This window comes from Hallella sp., assembly GCF_037460745.1.
Lineage (GTDB): Bacteria > Bacteroidota > Bacteroidia > Bacteroidales > Bacteroidaceae > Prevotella > Prevotella faecis.
Genome location: NZ_JAXVAE010000085.1, coordinates 1 through 14688, shown reverse-complemented (window position 1 = coordinate 14688; position 14688 = coordinate 1). Strand labels below are relative to the sequence as shown.

The window sequence follows — 14688 nt, the reverse complement described above, 5'->3', positions numbered from 1 at the left end:
TTCAGAGGCGCCCTCCATTGAGCATCGGTCGTCAACCCAACCTCTTAACCTACTTCCCCCACCCCATTTTCTCTTGTTTGAACACGAACGATTACCTATTAGCCCCAAGGGTGGGCTGAGCCTTATCGGCCGAATGGGTAGCCATTCTTTCTATCATTCATGACCGATTGGGGTTGAGGCAAAAACAATCGGGCACATTCCTACAATTTATTCACCCCGATGATTGATGGTTTTCTGACAAAAAACATTAACTTTGCACCACAACAAATACAAGCCCAAAATGGAAAATCCATACATCAAACAATTCCCCGACCTGATGCGGGGAAAGAAGATTATGTACAACCACGGATTCGCCTCGTCGGCTGCCTCGGGCACGGTGAAGCGCATCCAAGAAACGTTTCCCGAGGCCACGGTGGTGGCATTCGACCTACCGCTCCATCCTGCCGAGGCCATGGAGCTGCTGCGCGCCAAAGCGGCGGAGGAGCGTCCCGACCTCATCATCGGCACATCAATGGGCGGCATGTACACGGAGATGCTCTACGGATACGACCGCATCTGCGTGAACCCGGCCTTCGAGATGGCCAAGACACTAAAAAGCCATGGTATGACGGGCAAGCAGGTGTGGGCCAACCCACGACAGGACGGCGAGAAGGAATTTATGATGACCAAGGCGCTCGAGAAGGAGTACCAGGAAATAACCGAACAGTGCTTCACCACGCTCGAGGCCATGGACGCCGACGAGCGCAAGCGCGAGCAGCAACGCGTCTGGGGACTGTTTGGCGATAAGGATGAACTGGTCGACACGTTCGGACTGTTCACCGCCCATTATCCGCAGGCGGCCCACTTCCATGGCGCCCACCGCATGGACGACCGGTCGTTTCTCGATGGCGTGGTGCCCGTCATACGCTGGATCGACGACCGCCAGGAGGGTCGCGAGCGCCCCATCGTCTACATCGACTCGTCGACGCTGAAGGATAGCTACGGCCATCCCAAGTCGTGCCTGCAAAAGGCGTTTGCCATGCTCGTGGAGCGCTATCAGGTGTACATCGTCGGGCCGGCGCCCACCAACGGCCACAACGCCCTGAGCCAGATGGCCGAATGGACGGAGCAATATCTCAGCACACCCGCCCACGACCACGTGGTTTACACCAACCAGAAGGCGCTGCTCTACGGCGACTATTTCATCGACGCGGAACCCTGCGAGGGATTTCTGGGCACCGCTCTGGCCTTCGGGTCGGATGAGTTTAAAACCTGGGAAGACGTCATCACCTTCTTCGAACGGCTCGGCGGACAATAATCCACCGTGCCATTACGTTGCCCGGCAAGGCATCAATACTCGGTTTTGTCGCACTTCTCCATCCACATGTCGAAGGCCCGACGACCTTCCTCGGACAGCAACACGCTAAACTGCTTGTTGCGCTTGTCGGGGTCGATCATCAACTCGTCGTAGATGAAATTGTCGGCAAAGCCTATGCGGGCCGCGTCCTTGCGGTCGTTGGCATAATACACACGGTCGAGGCGCGCCCAATAGATGGCGCCCAGGCACATGGGGCAGGGCTCGCACGAACAGTAGATGTCGCACCCGCTCAGGTCGAACGTCTTCAGTCCGCGGCATGCCATGCGGATGGCGTTCACCTCGGCGTGGGCTGTCGGGTCGTCGTCGATCGTCACGCTGTTTGAGGCTTCGGCCACCACTACGCCACCACGGGCAATGACGGCGCCAAAAGGCCCGCCGCCCGTCTTCACACTCTTCTCGCTCAGGGCAATGGCCCGGCGCATCAGTTCTTCTTGTGTCATATCGTTTGATTTTGTAAACATAGGATTCCACCCACCCATTGGGCAGGAAGGGCAAAGGTAAGCATTTTCGGGATGAACCACCCGAAAGGCCACCACTTTTTAACCATTTACCGCTTTTTTTTAACTTCAAAACACTATCTTTGCAAGTATGAGTAACGAGATAGTATACGGATTTAGCGATTGCCGCTTTGGCGACATCATCGTGGCACGAACCGAGCAAGGGGTCTGCGACCTGCAGTTTCTTGATTTCAACCGACTAGAGACCATCCACGAATTGGCCGAGCGATGGGGCGAATACACACCCACCACGCAAGACGACGACATGGCCCACACCGTGAGCCGCGTGGCCTTTGGGCAGCTCAACCATCCCCTGCAGCTCGACCTGCGGGGCACCGCGTTTCAACTTCGCGTGTGGCAGGAGGTGCTGAAAATACCCTTCGGGCAGACGCGCTCTTACCAAGAGGTGGCCGAGGCCATAGGGGAGCCTACGGCGGTGCGCGCCGTGGCCACGGCCATTGCGCAGAACCCCATAGCCGTACTGGTGCCATGCCACCGCGTGATACACAGCGACGGGACCTACGGAGAGTACCACTGGGGGCGCGACCTGAAGCGCCGCCTCATCGAATGGGAGAAGGCTCAGGTCGACAAAAACCAACAGTAGACCTCCGACAAGCATGACTTCAAACATCACCGCCACCGAGCTCTTCCATCGCGTGGCCTACATCGCCACGGCGACAGAGGTGAAACCCGCCACGCTCAACAAGCTGATGCACGAGACATTGGTGCTCACATGCGCCGCTGGACTGGCCGGAACACCCGACGCCATAGGGTCGCTCTTTGCCAAGGTCGACGTGCTCTGCAAGTTGAAACGCATCGGGGCGAACGATTATTTCGACATCCAAAAGATGCGACACGACTCCAACAGCGCCGCCCCACTCCAACGCGAGGAGCTGCTCTACGACTGTCGCGCGCTGGCGGTACTCATCTCCAAGGTGTTCGACACCGACATTCCTGCCGAGCTCATCGGGCACATACCCATGTCGCGCAAGCCTCAACCCTCCATGCGACACATCGACCGCCGATGTGTGCGGTGCATCGTGCGTGCCGTGAAAGGCTACATGGTAACGGTGGAGACGGCACAAGACGCTGATCAAAAAATGCTCCAAGTGGACTGCAGCGAGCCGCGCTTGCAGTACCTCGCCGACCTGTTGCAGGCGGGAACGCAGGTGAACCTCATCGACGTGGCTCCCCAACAGGGCCAAGAGGCGTGCCAAGTGAGGCAGGTTATCGTGGAGCCCGATTTTCTCATCGACATCAGTTCGCTGGCCGCTTGCTTCACGCCCTATGGCCATTCGCCTTTCGTCTACACCCTCAAGCGTCTGAAAGAGGCGGCCAACTCGCAAGCCATCCTCATCGGAAACTTTGCCGGAAGCGCGCTCGACGACATCATCAACAAGGGCGAGGACTACGACTGGACGGTGACGTTCAAGTCGAACTTCCGAGAGAAAGCCCTCGAATACTGCACCTGCCAGGACCTCAACAAGCAAACATCGTTCCACCTGGAGGCACGGAAACAGGTGGAAAACATACAGAAGGCGGTCGATGCGCTCTTCCGATCGACATACGACCGGCACAAGGCCATTCTCGAACCGAGCTTCGTATGCGAGCAGATGGGACTGCAAGGACGCATCGACCTCATGACGACCGACCTCCGGCTGCTTGTCGAGCAAAAGTCGGGCAAGAACTTCTCGCTCGAAACCCAACGGTCCACGGTGCATGGAAGCATGCTCACCGAGCCCCACTACGTACAGTTGTTGCTCTATTACGAGTGTCTGAGTCGCAACTTCTCGCTGCCCTACAACAGCATCGACGGCCGATTGCTCTACTCCAAATATCCCATGCCCATGGGCCTTCCGCGAGCCACTTACTTCCGACAGCTCATCGACGAGGCCATCCAGCTGCGCAACCAGATAGTGACGACGGAGTTCAACATTGCCCGCAATGGCTTCAACTCCATCATCGACGAGCTCGACCCACTGGCCCTTCGCACTCAGAAGGTGAACGAGAAATTGTGGAACAACTACCTTTACCCACAACTATGTGCGGTAACAGAGCCCTTGCACGACATGGACCCGCTCACGCATAGCTACTTCTGCCACATGGCCAACTTTGTTTACCGCGAGCAACTGGCAAGCCGACTGGGCGTTGTGGAAGGCACGGGCAATGCGGCGGCCGACCTTTGGAACATGCCCCTCACGGAGAAAAAGGAAACGGGAAACATCTATACGAACCTGCGCATCACCAACAAGCGCCAATCGTCGACCTACAACGGCTACGACATCATTACGCTAAGCGTGCCCAACCAGGGTGAGGACTTCCTGCCCAACTTCCGCATGGGCGACGTGGTTTACCTCTATCCGTATTTCGAGGAGGGGCTGCCCGACGTGCGTAGGTCGTTGCTCTTCCGGGGCGCCCTTACCGAGATTCGTTCCGACGAGGTAACGGTGCAACTGAGCGATGGCCAGCAAAACCCCGACATCTTTGAGGAGGCGGGACGGCGCAACACCGTGGGCAACCATCCCGTGGCGTGGTGCATAGAGCATGCGGAGACCGGAGCCAACGCCACATCGGCCTTGCGCAGCCTCCACCAGCTCATCAACGACAAAACGGGGAAATGTGCGCTGCTGCTCGGCCAGCGCCAACCCGAGCGCAACCCGACGGTTCGCCTCAGCCGCAACTACAATCCTTCCTACAACGACATCGTGCTGCGCGCCATGCAAGCCAACGATTACTTCCTGCTCATCGGTCCGCCGGGAACGGGCAAGACGAGCATGGCCCTGCAATACCTGGTCAAGGAGACCATTGCGCCCAACACGGAGGGACAAGCCGACGGCGACGCCACGGCCCCTCGAAAGAACGTGCTTCTCATGGCCTACACCAACCGGGCGGTCGACGAGATATGCGGCATGCTATGCGACAACGGCATCCATTTCTTGCGCATCGGCAACGAGCACACGTGCGACAAGCGCTTTCGCAACCACCTGCTCGACCACGCACTAGAGCAATATAGCAAGTTGGTGGAGATCAAAAGCAAGATTCTCGACACGCAGGTCATCGTGGGAACCACGGCAACCATGCTCAGCCGAACCTACCTCTTCGACCTCAAACACTTCGACCTGGCCATCGTCGACGAGGCCAGCCAAATCCTGGAACCCAACATCGTGGGCTTGCTGACCCGTCCCGACAAGTTTATCCTCGTCGGCGACTATAAGCAACTGCCAGCCGTAGTGCAGCAAGACGCCAGCCAATCGGTGGTCGACGACGAGAGGCTCAACGCCATCGGGCTCACCGATTGCCGCAACTCGCTCTTCGAACGCCTCATACGCATCGAGCAGAAGAACCACCGAAGCGAGTTTATCGGCATCCTCTCACGGCAGGGGCGAATGCATCCCGACATCGCGGAGTTCCCCAACCACGAGTTCTATTTTGCCGAACAGTTGCAGCCTGTGCCCCTCGCCCACCAAAGGGCCACATCGTTGGCCTACACCGCAACGAGCCAAGACGACCTCGACCGCGCGCTCTCGGAGCACCGAATGATCTTCATCGCCTCGGCCGATTGCCGACGCCCCGACATCTCCGACAAGGTAAACACCGACGAGGCGCGCATCGTGGCCGACATGTTGCGACGCACACGGCGCTTCTACGGCGAACAGTTCGACCCCGCAAAGACCGTGGGAGTCATTGTGCCCTACCGCAACCAGATTGCCATGATACGCAAGGAGATAGAGAAGTTGGGCATGCCCGAGCTGGAGAACATCAGCATCGACACCGTAGAGCGCTACCAAGGGTCGCAGCGCGATGTCATTATCTATTCGTTCACCATTCAGCAACGCTACCAACTCGAGTTCCTCACCGCCAACTCGTTTACCGAGGATGGGCGCGTCATCGACCGCAAACTCAACGTGGCGCTCACAAGGGCGCGCAAGCAACTCATCCTCACGGGCAACATCCCTACGCTCCAAAAGAGTCGGGTGTTCAACCGCCTCATCCAGTATGTCAAGCAAAACGGCGCGTTCATCCAGGAAACCCATTAGCCACCATTGGCGCACAACTCAAAAACGCATCACACCACGAGCTCCTATTTCGGGATGACATCCTGAAATAGGAGCTCGCAGTTTAACCCAAATCGGACATTAGATTTCTATGGGACCGATCGGGGGGATAAGCCAAATCGGACAAGGGGTTAATTCAATTCCGACTGGTGTTATCTCATGTCTTTTAGGGAAAGGAGGGCGCGGTCACCTTTTCACGATGAGCGTCATGCCGTCGCGTTCGGGCAGGATGACGGTTTCCACACGTGGGTCGGCGGCCACATGGTCGTTGAATTGGCGTATACTCACCGTCTGATGGTCGTGGTCGTAGGCTGGGTCAACGACGTGCCCGTCCCACAAGGTGTTATCGGCCAGGATGGCGCCGCCAGAGTTGATGAGGGGCAACAGGGTCTCGTAAGCCTCCACATAGGTGCGCTTGTCGCCATCGAGAAACGCCATGTCGAACGTCAACCCCAACCGGGGCGCCTCGGCTATGGCATCGCCAATGCGGAAATCGATGTAGTCGGCCACATCCGACCCTTCAATCCAGGGCCGAGTGAAGTCCTCCATCTCGTCGTTGATCTCATAGGTGTAGAGCATGGGGCGCACGCCTTCGGTGCCGCGTGAGAGGTGCACCTGCTTCAGTCCCTCGGCCATGCAGAGGGCCGAATAGCCCGAGAAGGTTCCCACCTCGAGGATGCGCTGGGGCTTGAGCATGAGCACCAGCAACTTGAGCAGGCGCCCTTGCAGGTGGCCGCTCACCATGCGTCCATGAATGGTGTGGATGTTGGTGGCGCGCCAAAGGCGGTGAAGGTAGTCGCCCTCGGGCTCAATGTGATTGAGAATGTAGTCGTCGAGAGTCATCATCAGCCCTTCGCTTGGTTCATATCGGCCAGCAATCCCTCGATGGCCAAACGGTAACTGTCGAGGCCAAAGCCGCAGATAACACCCTTGCAGCCCGCCGATATCATGGAGTGGTGGCGGTATTCCTCACGCTGGTGCACATTGGAGATGTGAACCTCCACCACCCGGCAACGCAACGAACGGATGCAGTCGAGCAGGGCGATCGACGTATGGGTGTAAGCGCCGGCGTTGAGCACAATGCCGTCATAATCGAAACCCACCTCCTGCATCTTGTTGATGAGTTCGCCCTCGATGTTGCTTTGGTAATAATCTATTTGCACATCGGGGTAACGCTCGCGCAAGGCGGACAGGTAGCTCTCAAACGAACGGCTGCCGTAAATGCCCGGCTCGCGCTTTCCCAGCAGGTTGAGGTTGGGGCCGTTTACAATCTGAATTTTCTTCATTTCCTTGGTCTTTTGCTTCGTTTTCGCTAATTTTGCCATATTGATAGATGGCACGAGTGCCACGAAAAGCATGCCTTCGGGTTGCCATGTGCCATCTATCTCATGCAAAGGTAAGCTAAAATGGATAAAGCGCAAAGCAAATCGTTCACAAAAATACAGGGTGAGGCCCCCCACGGCACAACGCTGGCGCCACTCATCAGGCGCTACATACGCTATCTGAAACTGGAGCGCAACTACTCGCCAAACACCATCGACGCCTACCGCCACGACCTCCACCTGCTGCTCAACCACCTAAGTGAGCAGGGCCTCACGCCAACCGACGTGAAGCTCGACGACCTGCAACGCTTTGCCGCTTGGATCCACGAGCGGGGCATAGGGCCCAAAAGCCAAGCGCGCATCCTCAGTGGGGTACGCACGTTCTACCATTACCTCGTGGTCGACGGATACCTTGAGGTAGACCCTACCGAACTGTTGGAGTCGCCCCATCTGCCCAAGCACCTGCCCGAATACCTAACAACCGAGGAAGTAGACCGGCTTGAGGCCGCCATCGACCTTACCTCAGCGGAGGGCCACCGCAACCGAGCCATCATCGAGGTGTTCTTCTCCTGTGGCTTGCGGGTGAGCGAACTGGTGGAACTGAAGTTGTCGAACCTGTTCCTCAACGAGCGGTTCATGCGCGTCGTGGGTAAGGGAGGCAAGGAGCGGCTGGTGCCTATCTCCGAACGGGCGGTGGGCGAACTGGAGCTTTGGTTCGACGATCGGAGGCAGATGCGCATCAAGCCCGGAGAGGACGACTATGTGTTTCTTAACCGAAGGGGGCACCACCTCACGCGTACCATGATCCTCATCATGGTGAAACGGCTGGGCGAGGCGGCGGGCATCAAGAAAAACCTGTCGCCCCATACGCTACGCCATAGCTTCGCCACGGCCCTGTTAAGGGGAGGCGCCGACCTGCGCGTCATACAGGTTTTGCTGGGCCACGCCGACATAGCAACCACCGAAATCTACACCCACATGGACGACGAGTCGCTCCGACAGGCGGTGCTCTGCCATCACCCACGAAACATACGCAACGGGTGCCGATAACCCCTATCATCCCTCATCGCATGAAACAGAAAAACCTACTATATCTCCTGCTCCTACTGACCTTGGGCAGCGTAGCGCAAACAAGGCAATGGGGTACGTTGACTGAAGAAGACGGACTGCACTCTGCGACGGTGACGAGTGTGCTACGCGACCAATATGGCTTCGTGTTCTTCGGCACCGAGCAGGGCGTGTCGCGCTTCGACGGCACACATCTCCTCAACATCGACTTCCCCGAAAACAACACGCAAAGAAACTTGCGCGTCAACACCATCATGGAGAACGACCGGGAAACGCTGCTGATAGGCAACAATGTGGGCCTATGGAAAGTCGACCGGCGACATCTTTCCATGCGCCGCGTGCATCAAGACGTCATCGACACGGAGGTGTTCGACCTCTTGCGCACCTCCGATGGAACGCTTTTCATCGCCACGGCACAAGGGCTTTTCAAGATGAGCCACGACCGGGTGGAGGCGGTTAACATCTTTGCCCATCAGCCGACAAACAGCCATAGTGTGAGGAAGACGGCGGTTTGCGGAAAGCATTTGTGCCTCCTCGCTGCCAATCGGGTGGCAACAGCACCGGTGGAACGCCCCAAGGCGGCTCGTTTCCACAGCCTGCCCGCACCATTCACCCACGCCACTCTCTTATCGATGGCCAGCGACAAAAAGCGTGTTTACTTGGGAACGCGTGAGCATGGCCTACTCGTTTTCAACCCCAAAACCAACCAATTCTCCTCCTTTATCAGCGATATCCATGCGGCAACCAACCTTTCGGTCGATGCCCAAGGCCAGCTATTGGTGGTCACGGCGTTCGACGGCTGCATGCAGGTCGACCCCAACCGTCGCACGATCACCCACCGATACACAAGCCAACCCTTGGCCTCGTCTGCCGATGTAACAAGGATGCGCATCAATAATGCCATGGTGTTTTGTCGCGATAACGAGGGAATCGACTGGATCGGATATAAGTTCTTCGGTGTCGATTACAGCTATCTCAACCGTGGCATCTTCCATACGTTCCGCCTGCCTGGGGTGTTCGACAGTGCCGATCATGCCGTACGCAGTTTCCTGTTGGATGGCGACCGCATATTGATGGGCACACGCAATGGACTCTATGTGGTCGACCAAAAGCGGAAAACGGCTGCTTACGTGGGGCGTGAGACGCTGGGCGCCGACATCGTTTCAAGCATACGAAAGGTGGGCGATGCCTATCTGGTGGGAACCATTGGGGGTGGGGTGCACCGCATAAGCGCCACCACGCTCGCACCTATGCCTTCGCCCCAACTGGCCCAACTGGCCCGAGCCAACATCTACGATATGGTGAGCGACGACAAGGGAGGAGTGTGGATCTGCTCATCGGCCGGATTGGGCCACTACAGCAACGGCTCGGGAGCGCTACATCTCTACACCACGCGCAACTCGCAACTGCCCGACAACGAAGTGTTCTGCATCGGATTGGCGAACGATGGACAAGGTTGGATCTCCACAGCAAGTGGACAATGTATGTGGAATTCCTACTATCACATGATCACCACGTCAGGCATGATGCCGAGGTTGGTTAAGATGGGCATGCTGAGAAGCATCAAGCGGTTGGCCAATGGGCGCATGATCTTTATCCCACAAAACGGCTTTCCAGGCACGATCGACCCCGCCGAAGGCATCCTAAGGGGACTCAGCTTCAATGATCTGGACAGCTACAGCACGCTCCTCGACATCCTACCGTTTGGCGACAAGTGCTATATCATTACCTGTTCCGATGCCATTTATTTCGTCGACAAACAAGGTACGGCGCGTCGGTTTGGCCACATCGACGGATTTGCCAACTCGCAATTCCAGTCGCACGCCATACAGATCGACGAGTCATCCGGCACCTATTGGGCCGCCACCAATGGCGGATTGGTGTACGCCAAGCTAAGCGACATCCGCCAAACAAAGTTCCGCCATATCCCCATCACATTGTCGGAGATACAAACCGACCATTGGTTCACACCCGAAGAGATCAGTGGCGTGCTGCTCGACAGCCTGCTCACCTTGAGCCGACACAACAATGAATTCACCGTGAGGTTCACACCTCTCGCCTTCGGAAACACGCGCGACCTGACCTTCCGCTATCAGTTGGAAGGCCACGAGGACCACTGGAACATGGCCGACCGCACACGCATCATTGCCTATCGCAACTTGTGGCCTGGACGATACACGCTCCGCATAGAGGCGGTGGGCATGCCTGAAGTGAATGGATGCATCGTGGTCGACGTGCCCATGACATCGGGCGCCATCCTCCTCCTTATTATAGTGTTGTTGCTGTTGGCGCTCATCGGCCATGTGGCGTGGTGCCGTTACCATAAAAAGCCTTACTTCTGGAAGCGTTTCGCGCCGCAACCCGTGAAGTACCAAAAGAGCCGACTCGACAAGAAGGAAGGCCGGAAATGGCAGCAGGCATTGCTTAGCTACATGGAAAAGGAGAAGCCTTACCTCAACCCCGACCTGCAAATGGCCGACCTGGCCCAAGCGATCGGGTGCTCCACCCACACGCTATCGCAGGTGTTCTCGCAGGTATTGAACCGCAGTTACTACGACTTCATTGCCGAATATCGCATCAAAGCCTTCATGAAGTTGGCCCAACAACCAGACAGTCGCACCCTTACCATCACCGCCCTTGCCGAGCGTTGTGGATTCAAGAGCCGCAACCCATTCCTCGTGGCCTTCAAGAAAGCCACAGGAATGACGCCGAAAGACTACATGAAAAGCCTGAAAGAGTAAGCGCCTTTGCACTTTCCCACGGAAAAGTGCAAAGGCTATTTCTCCGCAATCAGTTAAATATCAAACTGTTAGACGATAAGTGCATCGCCTTGGTGGGATAGATATTCTTGGTGGGGCAAATCGTTGCGGCCTTAGGATTTCTACCTTATCTTTGCGGCAGAAAATCATTCTAAAGCTGCCCTATATGGAAACAAGAGCCACCCAACATCTCGATACGATCAGTCGTTTGTATGAGGAGACATCTCCCATGCTGCTGGCCATTTTCCAGAAAGCCAACATACCCGAAGAAGACGCCAGGGATCTCGTGCAAGAGGTGTTCGTCAAAATCCTGACGATCGACATCATCCTTCCCGAAGGTCTAAAAGGTCTCGCCATCACCATTGCCTATCAGAAACGCACCGATTGGTTGCGCCACCAAGCCTATTGCAGGCGTATGATGACCCAAATGAGGCCCCAGACCATCGTGGAACAGCACGAGTTGGAATGCCAACAAATGGAACAGGTCGAGCAGCGCGTCGTCAACCGCATGTCCGACAAGGATGCATGGGTCTACAAACTCAGTAGGTTCGACAACAAATCGACACAAGAAATCATGCAAATCACCTCCTTCTCGCTGCGCGGGGTGGAGGGTCGGCTTTACCGAACGCGCCTTCTCGTAAGACGAACGCTCAAGGCCGCCGGTTTCTAACCCACAGATGGGCAAGCGCGAAACTCACGATTCTCGATTTCAAGACACATCAACGCAAGTCCTCATAACCCACAACAACGCATCCAAACACCCTCAACGACGCAGCGAAACACCCTCAGCGACGCAGCGAAACACCCTCAGCGACGCAGCGAAACACCTCAAATAACGCATCTAAACACCCTCAACGATGAGGGAGAACATCAGAAACAAAACTACAGAAATACATAAACAACCATGAAGAAGATCTACGCACTTCTCACCACTTTGCTCCTTACAATAGGAGTAACGGCCCAATCTTACAACACCAACCGCGGATTCGTACATCCCGGAGGCCTGCACACGCAGGAAGATTTCGACCGCATCAAAGACTTGTTGGCCAAGGGCGACCCCACCATCACGGCCGCCGTCAAAGTGCTGACCCAAGCCGCCTACGCACAATCTACCGCTGGCACATCGCCCGTGCAAACCATTGTGCGCGGTGGCGGTAAGGGAGAGAACTACATCAACGCAGCCCGCGGTGCCACAATAGCCTACCAAAACGCCCTCGTTTGGAAAATAACGGGCAACAAGGCCAATGCCAGCCATGCCATCAATGTGCTCATGCAATGGGCCAACACCACCAAGGGCATCGGTGGCGACTCCAACTACGCCCTCGCTGCAGGCCTCTACGGCTACCAGTTTGCGCAAGCCGCCGAGCTGTTGCGCGACTATGAAGGTTGGGCGCCCGAGCGCTTCGAGCAGTTCCGCCAATGGATGTTGCAGGTGTGGTACCCCTCTGCCATGGGCTTCCTTCGTGGCCGCAATGGCACCTGGGAGAACGTTGGGAGATGGTGGCAAGCCCCTGGGCACTATTGGAGCAACTGGGGATTGTGCAACGCCCTGTGTGTCATGTCTATCGGTGTGCTGTGCGACGACGTGTTCATCTATAACCAAGGCCTGAGCTATATAAAGTACGACCAGGTGGGAACGTTCACCGATCCCCGCACGGCCAATCCCATTTTGAATGATGGTCTGACCGAGTTCATGGGCAATCTCGTGGTGACCGTTACCAACACTCCCGCCAACCTGAAAGCCTCTTCGTACGGAACGATCGGACAGATGCAGGAGAGTGGCCGCGACATCGGCCACGCCACGATGGCCGCCGGCTTGGCCATCGACATCGCCCACATGGCTTGGAACCAAGGCGACGACCTGTTCTCGTTCATGGACAACCGCTTGGCCGCCGGCATAGAGTTTGTTGCCGCACAGACGCAAAACATCGAAGGTCTGCCCTGGACCAACTATAAGTATGGCACCAATGGCATGTATTACACCGACAACCGATGCTGGACAATGACCGGTCCGGCCCTTGGCAACCAAATTCGCCCCTATTGGGGAACGGTGATTGGCCATTACCAAGGCGTGCTTGGCAAAGACATGCCTTATTCAGAGATGGCCTACGCCAACCTCATCAAGAACGGACCCGATGGCGGTGGACAAGGATCCACAAGTGGAGGCTACGACCACCTGGGCTACTCGGTGCTGATGAACTACCGCGACCACAAGGCCACGACAGAGGAAGTGCCCACGCTGCTCGCTCCCAAGATGGTGGTGGGCAACGACACGCTCTGCCATAACGAGTTGGGTGGACTGGCCAACACCTTCAAGACCAACAACAACACAGGTGTGGCCAAGGGAACGGTCATCAAGTTGTTGCCGCAGCTTCGCGACGGCAGCGAGGACACCGGCCAGTGGCAATGGAACACCGGCGAGACCACACGCAACCTCACCGTCACCGCCAACGAGAGCTATGTCTATCGCGTTTGCTACACCAACAAGCATGGCGTGAAGAGCTATCTCTGCTTCTCCATTGCCGTTCAAGGCGATTGCGAACCAACTCCCGTCGAGGTGTCGGCTACCTACAATGGCGTGACGGCTACCGATTCGATCACCATATTCTACGACGACGCCATCACGTTGAAGGCTGCCTCCAAGGACGGTTTCGGATCTTTCGCATGGAGCACAGGCGCCACCAGCAGCAACATCACAGTGAAAAACCTCCGCAAGGACACCCTGTTCACCGTGGCATTCAAGAACCAAGGAGGTGCCATCTCATACGACACAATACGCGTCCACTTGAAATACTTCCGTCCCCAGATGGCCGTCAACGGCAAGGTAAAGGTCGACACGGTGCAATGCCTGTGCCAACCGGGCGATAAGGTGGCCTTTGCCCCTTACGTTCCCAGCACGTTCAAGGACATCCGTTTCCAATGGAGCAGCGGTTCTACCGACCGCAGCGTGACCTACAATGATATCCAAGCCACCATCGTCGACACGCTCGTCTACACCCTTTTCGGCAAGAGCTACACCGTTTGCTACGTCGCTTACCTCAGCGATACGCTCGACAGCGCCATTCCCGAGGGCTACTATCTCATCCGCGACCGGTTTCACGACACCTACCTCACCAACAACACCGTGGAGGGCCTGCCCTACGCCAACGCCACGTTTACAGCCAAAAAGGAAGGTGATGCGTTGCAACAGCAGGCTTGGAAGGTTACCAATGAGAACGTCGACGGTCCCTGCTACGACTTGCAGAACTTGGCCGACCAGCGTTACCTGGCCCTCACCATGCGCATGACAGCCAGCACACGCACCCCTTATTACTTCCGCAAGGCCACAGGAACCCAATGGTATCACCTCCGCAACAAGCGTCCCTGTTACTTCACCATCAACGACGACGGAACGGTTGACCACACCACTTACTACGTCCCCACCAACTTTCCCGTCGAACTGATACCCTACACCCTGCCCGCCGGCATTCACGACATTCATGCCGACAAGGCGTCAGACGACAAGCGCTACAACATCCAAGGGCAACGCGTGGGAGCTGACTACAAGGGCCTCATCATTCACAATGGCAAAATAGTACTGATGCGATATTAATCGCTTAACTATAGTTATATATTTGATATTTAATCATT

General features: G+C 56.5%; 10 protein-coding genes. 7 read left to right on the top strand and 3 right to left on the bottom strand.

Annotated features, from left to right (window positions below; genetic code table 11):
- Window positions 1-280 precede the first annotated feature (280 nt).
- Window positions 281-1297: a YqiA/YcfP family alpha/beta fold hydrolase gene (locus WKK33_RS04890; protein ID WP_337932749.1), complete on the top strand. Its 1017-nt coding sequence runs from the start codon at window positions 281-283 to the stop codon at window positions 1295-1297.
- A 32-nt stretch (window positions 1298-1329) separates the two neighbouring features.
- Here WKK33_RS04890 and WKK33_RS04885 read toward each other — a convergent pair whose 3' ends face one another.
- Window positions 1330-1797 (bottom strand): nucleoside deaminase, encoded by a 468-nt coding sequence (locus WKK33_RS04885; RefSeq protein ID WP_337932748.1) that lies wholly within the window; start codon window positions 1795-1797, stop codon window positions 1330-1332.
- 148 nt (window positions 1798-1945) lie between these two features.
- Here WKK33_RS04885 and WKK33_RS04880 point away from each other — a divergent pair, with 148 nt between their 5' ends.
- Together WKK33_RS04880 and WKK33_RS04875 are read left to right on the top strand one after the other, a co-directional pair.
- Window positions 1946-2458 carry a methylated-DNA--[protein]-cysteine S-methyltransferase gene (locus WKK33_RS04880; protein ID WP_287769585.1) on the top strand — a complete coding sequence of 171 codons (513 nt, stop codon included), beginning with the start codon at window positions 1946-1948 and terminating at the stop codon, window positions 2456-2458.
- 13 nt (window positions 2459-2471) lie between these two features.
- Window positions 2472-5891: an AAA domain-containing protein gene (locus WKK33_RS04875; RefSeq protein ID WP_337932747.1), complete on the top strand. Its 3420-nt coding sequence runs from the start codon at window positions 2472-2474 to the stop codon at window positions 5889-5891.
- Window positions 5892-6095: 204 nt separating this feature from the next.
- Here WKK33_RS04875 and WKK33_RS04870 read toward each other — a convergent pair whose 3' ends face one another.
- Together WKK33_RS04870 and aroQ are read right to left on the bottom strand one after the other, a co-directional pair.
- Window positions 6096-6752: a class I SAM-dependent methyltransferase gene (locus tag WKK33_RS04870; RefSeq protein WP_337932766.1), complete on the bottom strand. Its 657-nt coding sequence runs from the start codon at window positions 6750-6752 to the stop codon at window positions 6096-6098.
- Window positions 6753-6754: 2 nt separating this feature from the next.
- Window positions 6755-7195 carry a type II 3-dehydroquinate dehydratase gene (gene aroQ, locus WKK33_RS04865; RefSeq protein ID WP_337932746.1) on the bottom strand — a complete coding sequence of 147 codons (441 nt, stop codon included), beginning with the start codon at window positions 7193-7195 and terminating at the stop codon, window positions 6755-6757.
- A 120-nt stretch (window positions 7196-7315) separates the two neighbouring features.
- Here aroQ and xerA point away from each other — a divergent pair, with 120 nt between their 5' ends.
- From xerA to WKK33_RS04845, 4 genes are all read left to right on the top strand, one after another.
- Entirely contained in the window at window positions 7316-8281 is a 966-nt protein-coding gene (gene xerA / locus WKK33_RS04860) for a site-specific tyrosine recombinase/integron integrase (protein WP_337932745.1), read from the top strand.
- Window positions 8282-8301: 20 nt separating this feature from the next.
- Window positions 8302-11040: a helix-turn-helix domain-containing protein gene (locus WKK33_RS04855; RefSeq protein WP_337932744.1), complete on the top strand. Its 2739-nt coding sequence runs from the start codon at window positions 8302-8304 to the stop codon at window positions 11038-11040.
- 184 nt (window positions 11041-11224) lie between these two features.
- Window positions 11225-11728, top strand: coding sequence for a sigma-70 family RNA polymerase sigma factor (locus WKK33_RS04850; protein WP_337932742.1), 504 nt, complete (start codon window positions 11225-11227; stop codon window positions 11726-11728).
- Window positions 11729-11962: 234 nt separating this feature from the next.
- A complete protein-coding gene (locus tag WKK33_RS04845) occupies window positions 11963-14650 on the top strand; it encodes an alginate lyase family protein (RefSeq protein WP_337932740.1) in 2688 nt (895 codons plus the stop codon).
- Window positions 14651-14688 lie beyond the last annotated feature (38 nt).

What these genes read in the sequence shown, in the direction of transcription:
- xerA (WP_337932745.1), top strand. Translation starts at nt 7,316, where the DNA reads ATGGATAAAGCGCAAAGCAAATCGTTCACAAAAATACAGGGTGAGGCC.
- WKK33_RS04890 (WP_337932749.1), top strand. Translation starts at nt 281, where the DNA reads ATGGAAAATCCATACATCAAACAATTCCCCGACCTGATGCGGGGAAAG.
- WKK33_RS04855 (WP_337932744.1), top strand. Translation starts at nt 8,302, where the DNA reads ATGAAACAGAAAAACCTACTATATCTCCTGCTCCTACTGACCTTGGGC.
- WKK33_RS04880 (WP_287769585.1), top strand. Translation starts at nt 1,946, where the DNA reads ATGAGTAACGAGATAGTATACGGATTTAGCGATTGCCGCTTTGGCGAC.
- aroQ (WP_337932746.1), bottom strand. Translation starts at nt 7,195, where the DNA reads ATGAAGAAAATTCAGATTGTAAACGGCCCCAACCTCAACCTGCTGGGA.
- WKK33_RS04845 (WP_337932740.1), top strand. Translation starts at nt 11,963, where the DNA reads ATGAAGAAGATCTACGCACTTCTCACCACTTTGCTCCTTACAATAGGA.
- WKK33_RS04850 (WP_337932742.1), top strand. Translation starts at nt 11,225, where the DNA reads ATGGAAACAAGAGCCACCCAACATCTCGATACGATCAGTCGTTTGTAT.
- WKK33_RS04870 (WP_337932766.1), bottom strand. Translation starts at nt 6,752, where the DNA reads ATGACTCTCGACGACTACATTCTCAATCACATTGAGCCCGAGGGCGAC.
- WKK33_RS04875 (WP_337932747.1), top strand. Translation starts at nt 2,472, where the DNA reads ATGACTTCAAACATCACCGCCACCGAGCTCTTCCATCGCGTGGCCTAC.
- WKK33_RS04885 (WP_337932748.1), bottom strand. Translation starts at nt 1,797, where the DNA reads ATGACACAAGAAGAACTGATGCGCCGGGCCATTGCCCTGAGCGAGAAG.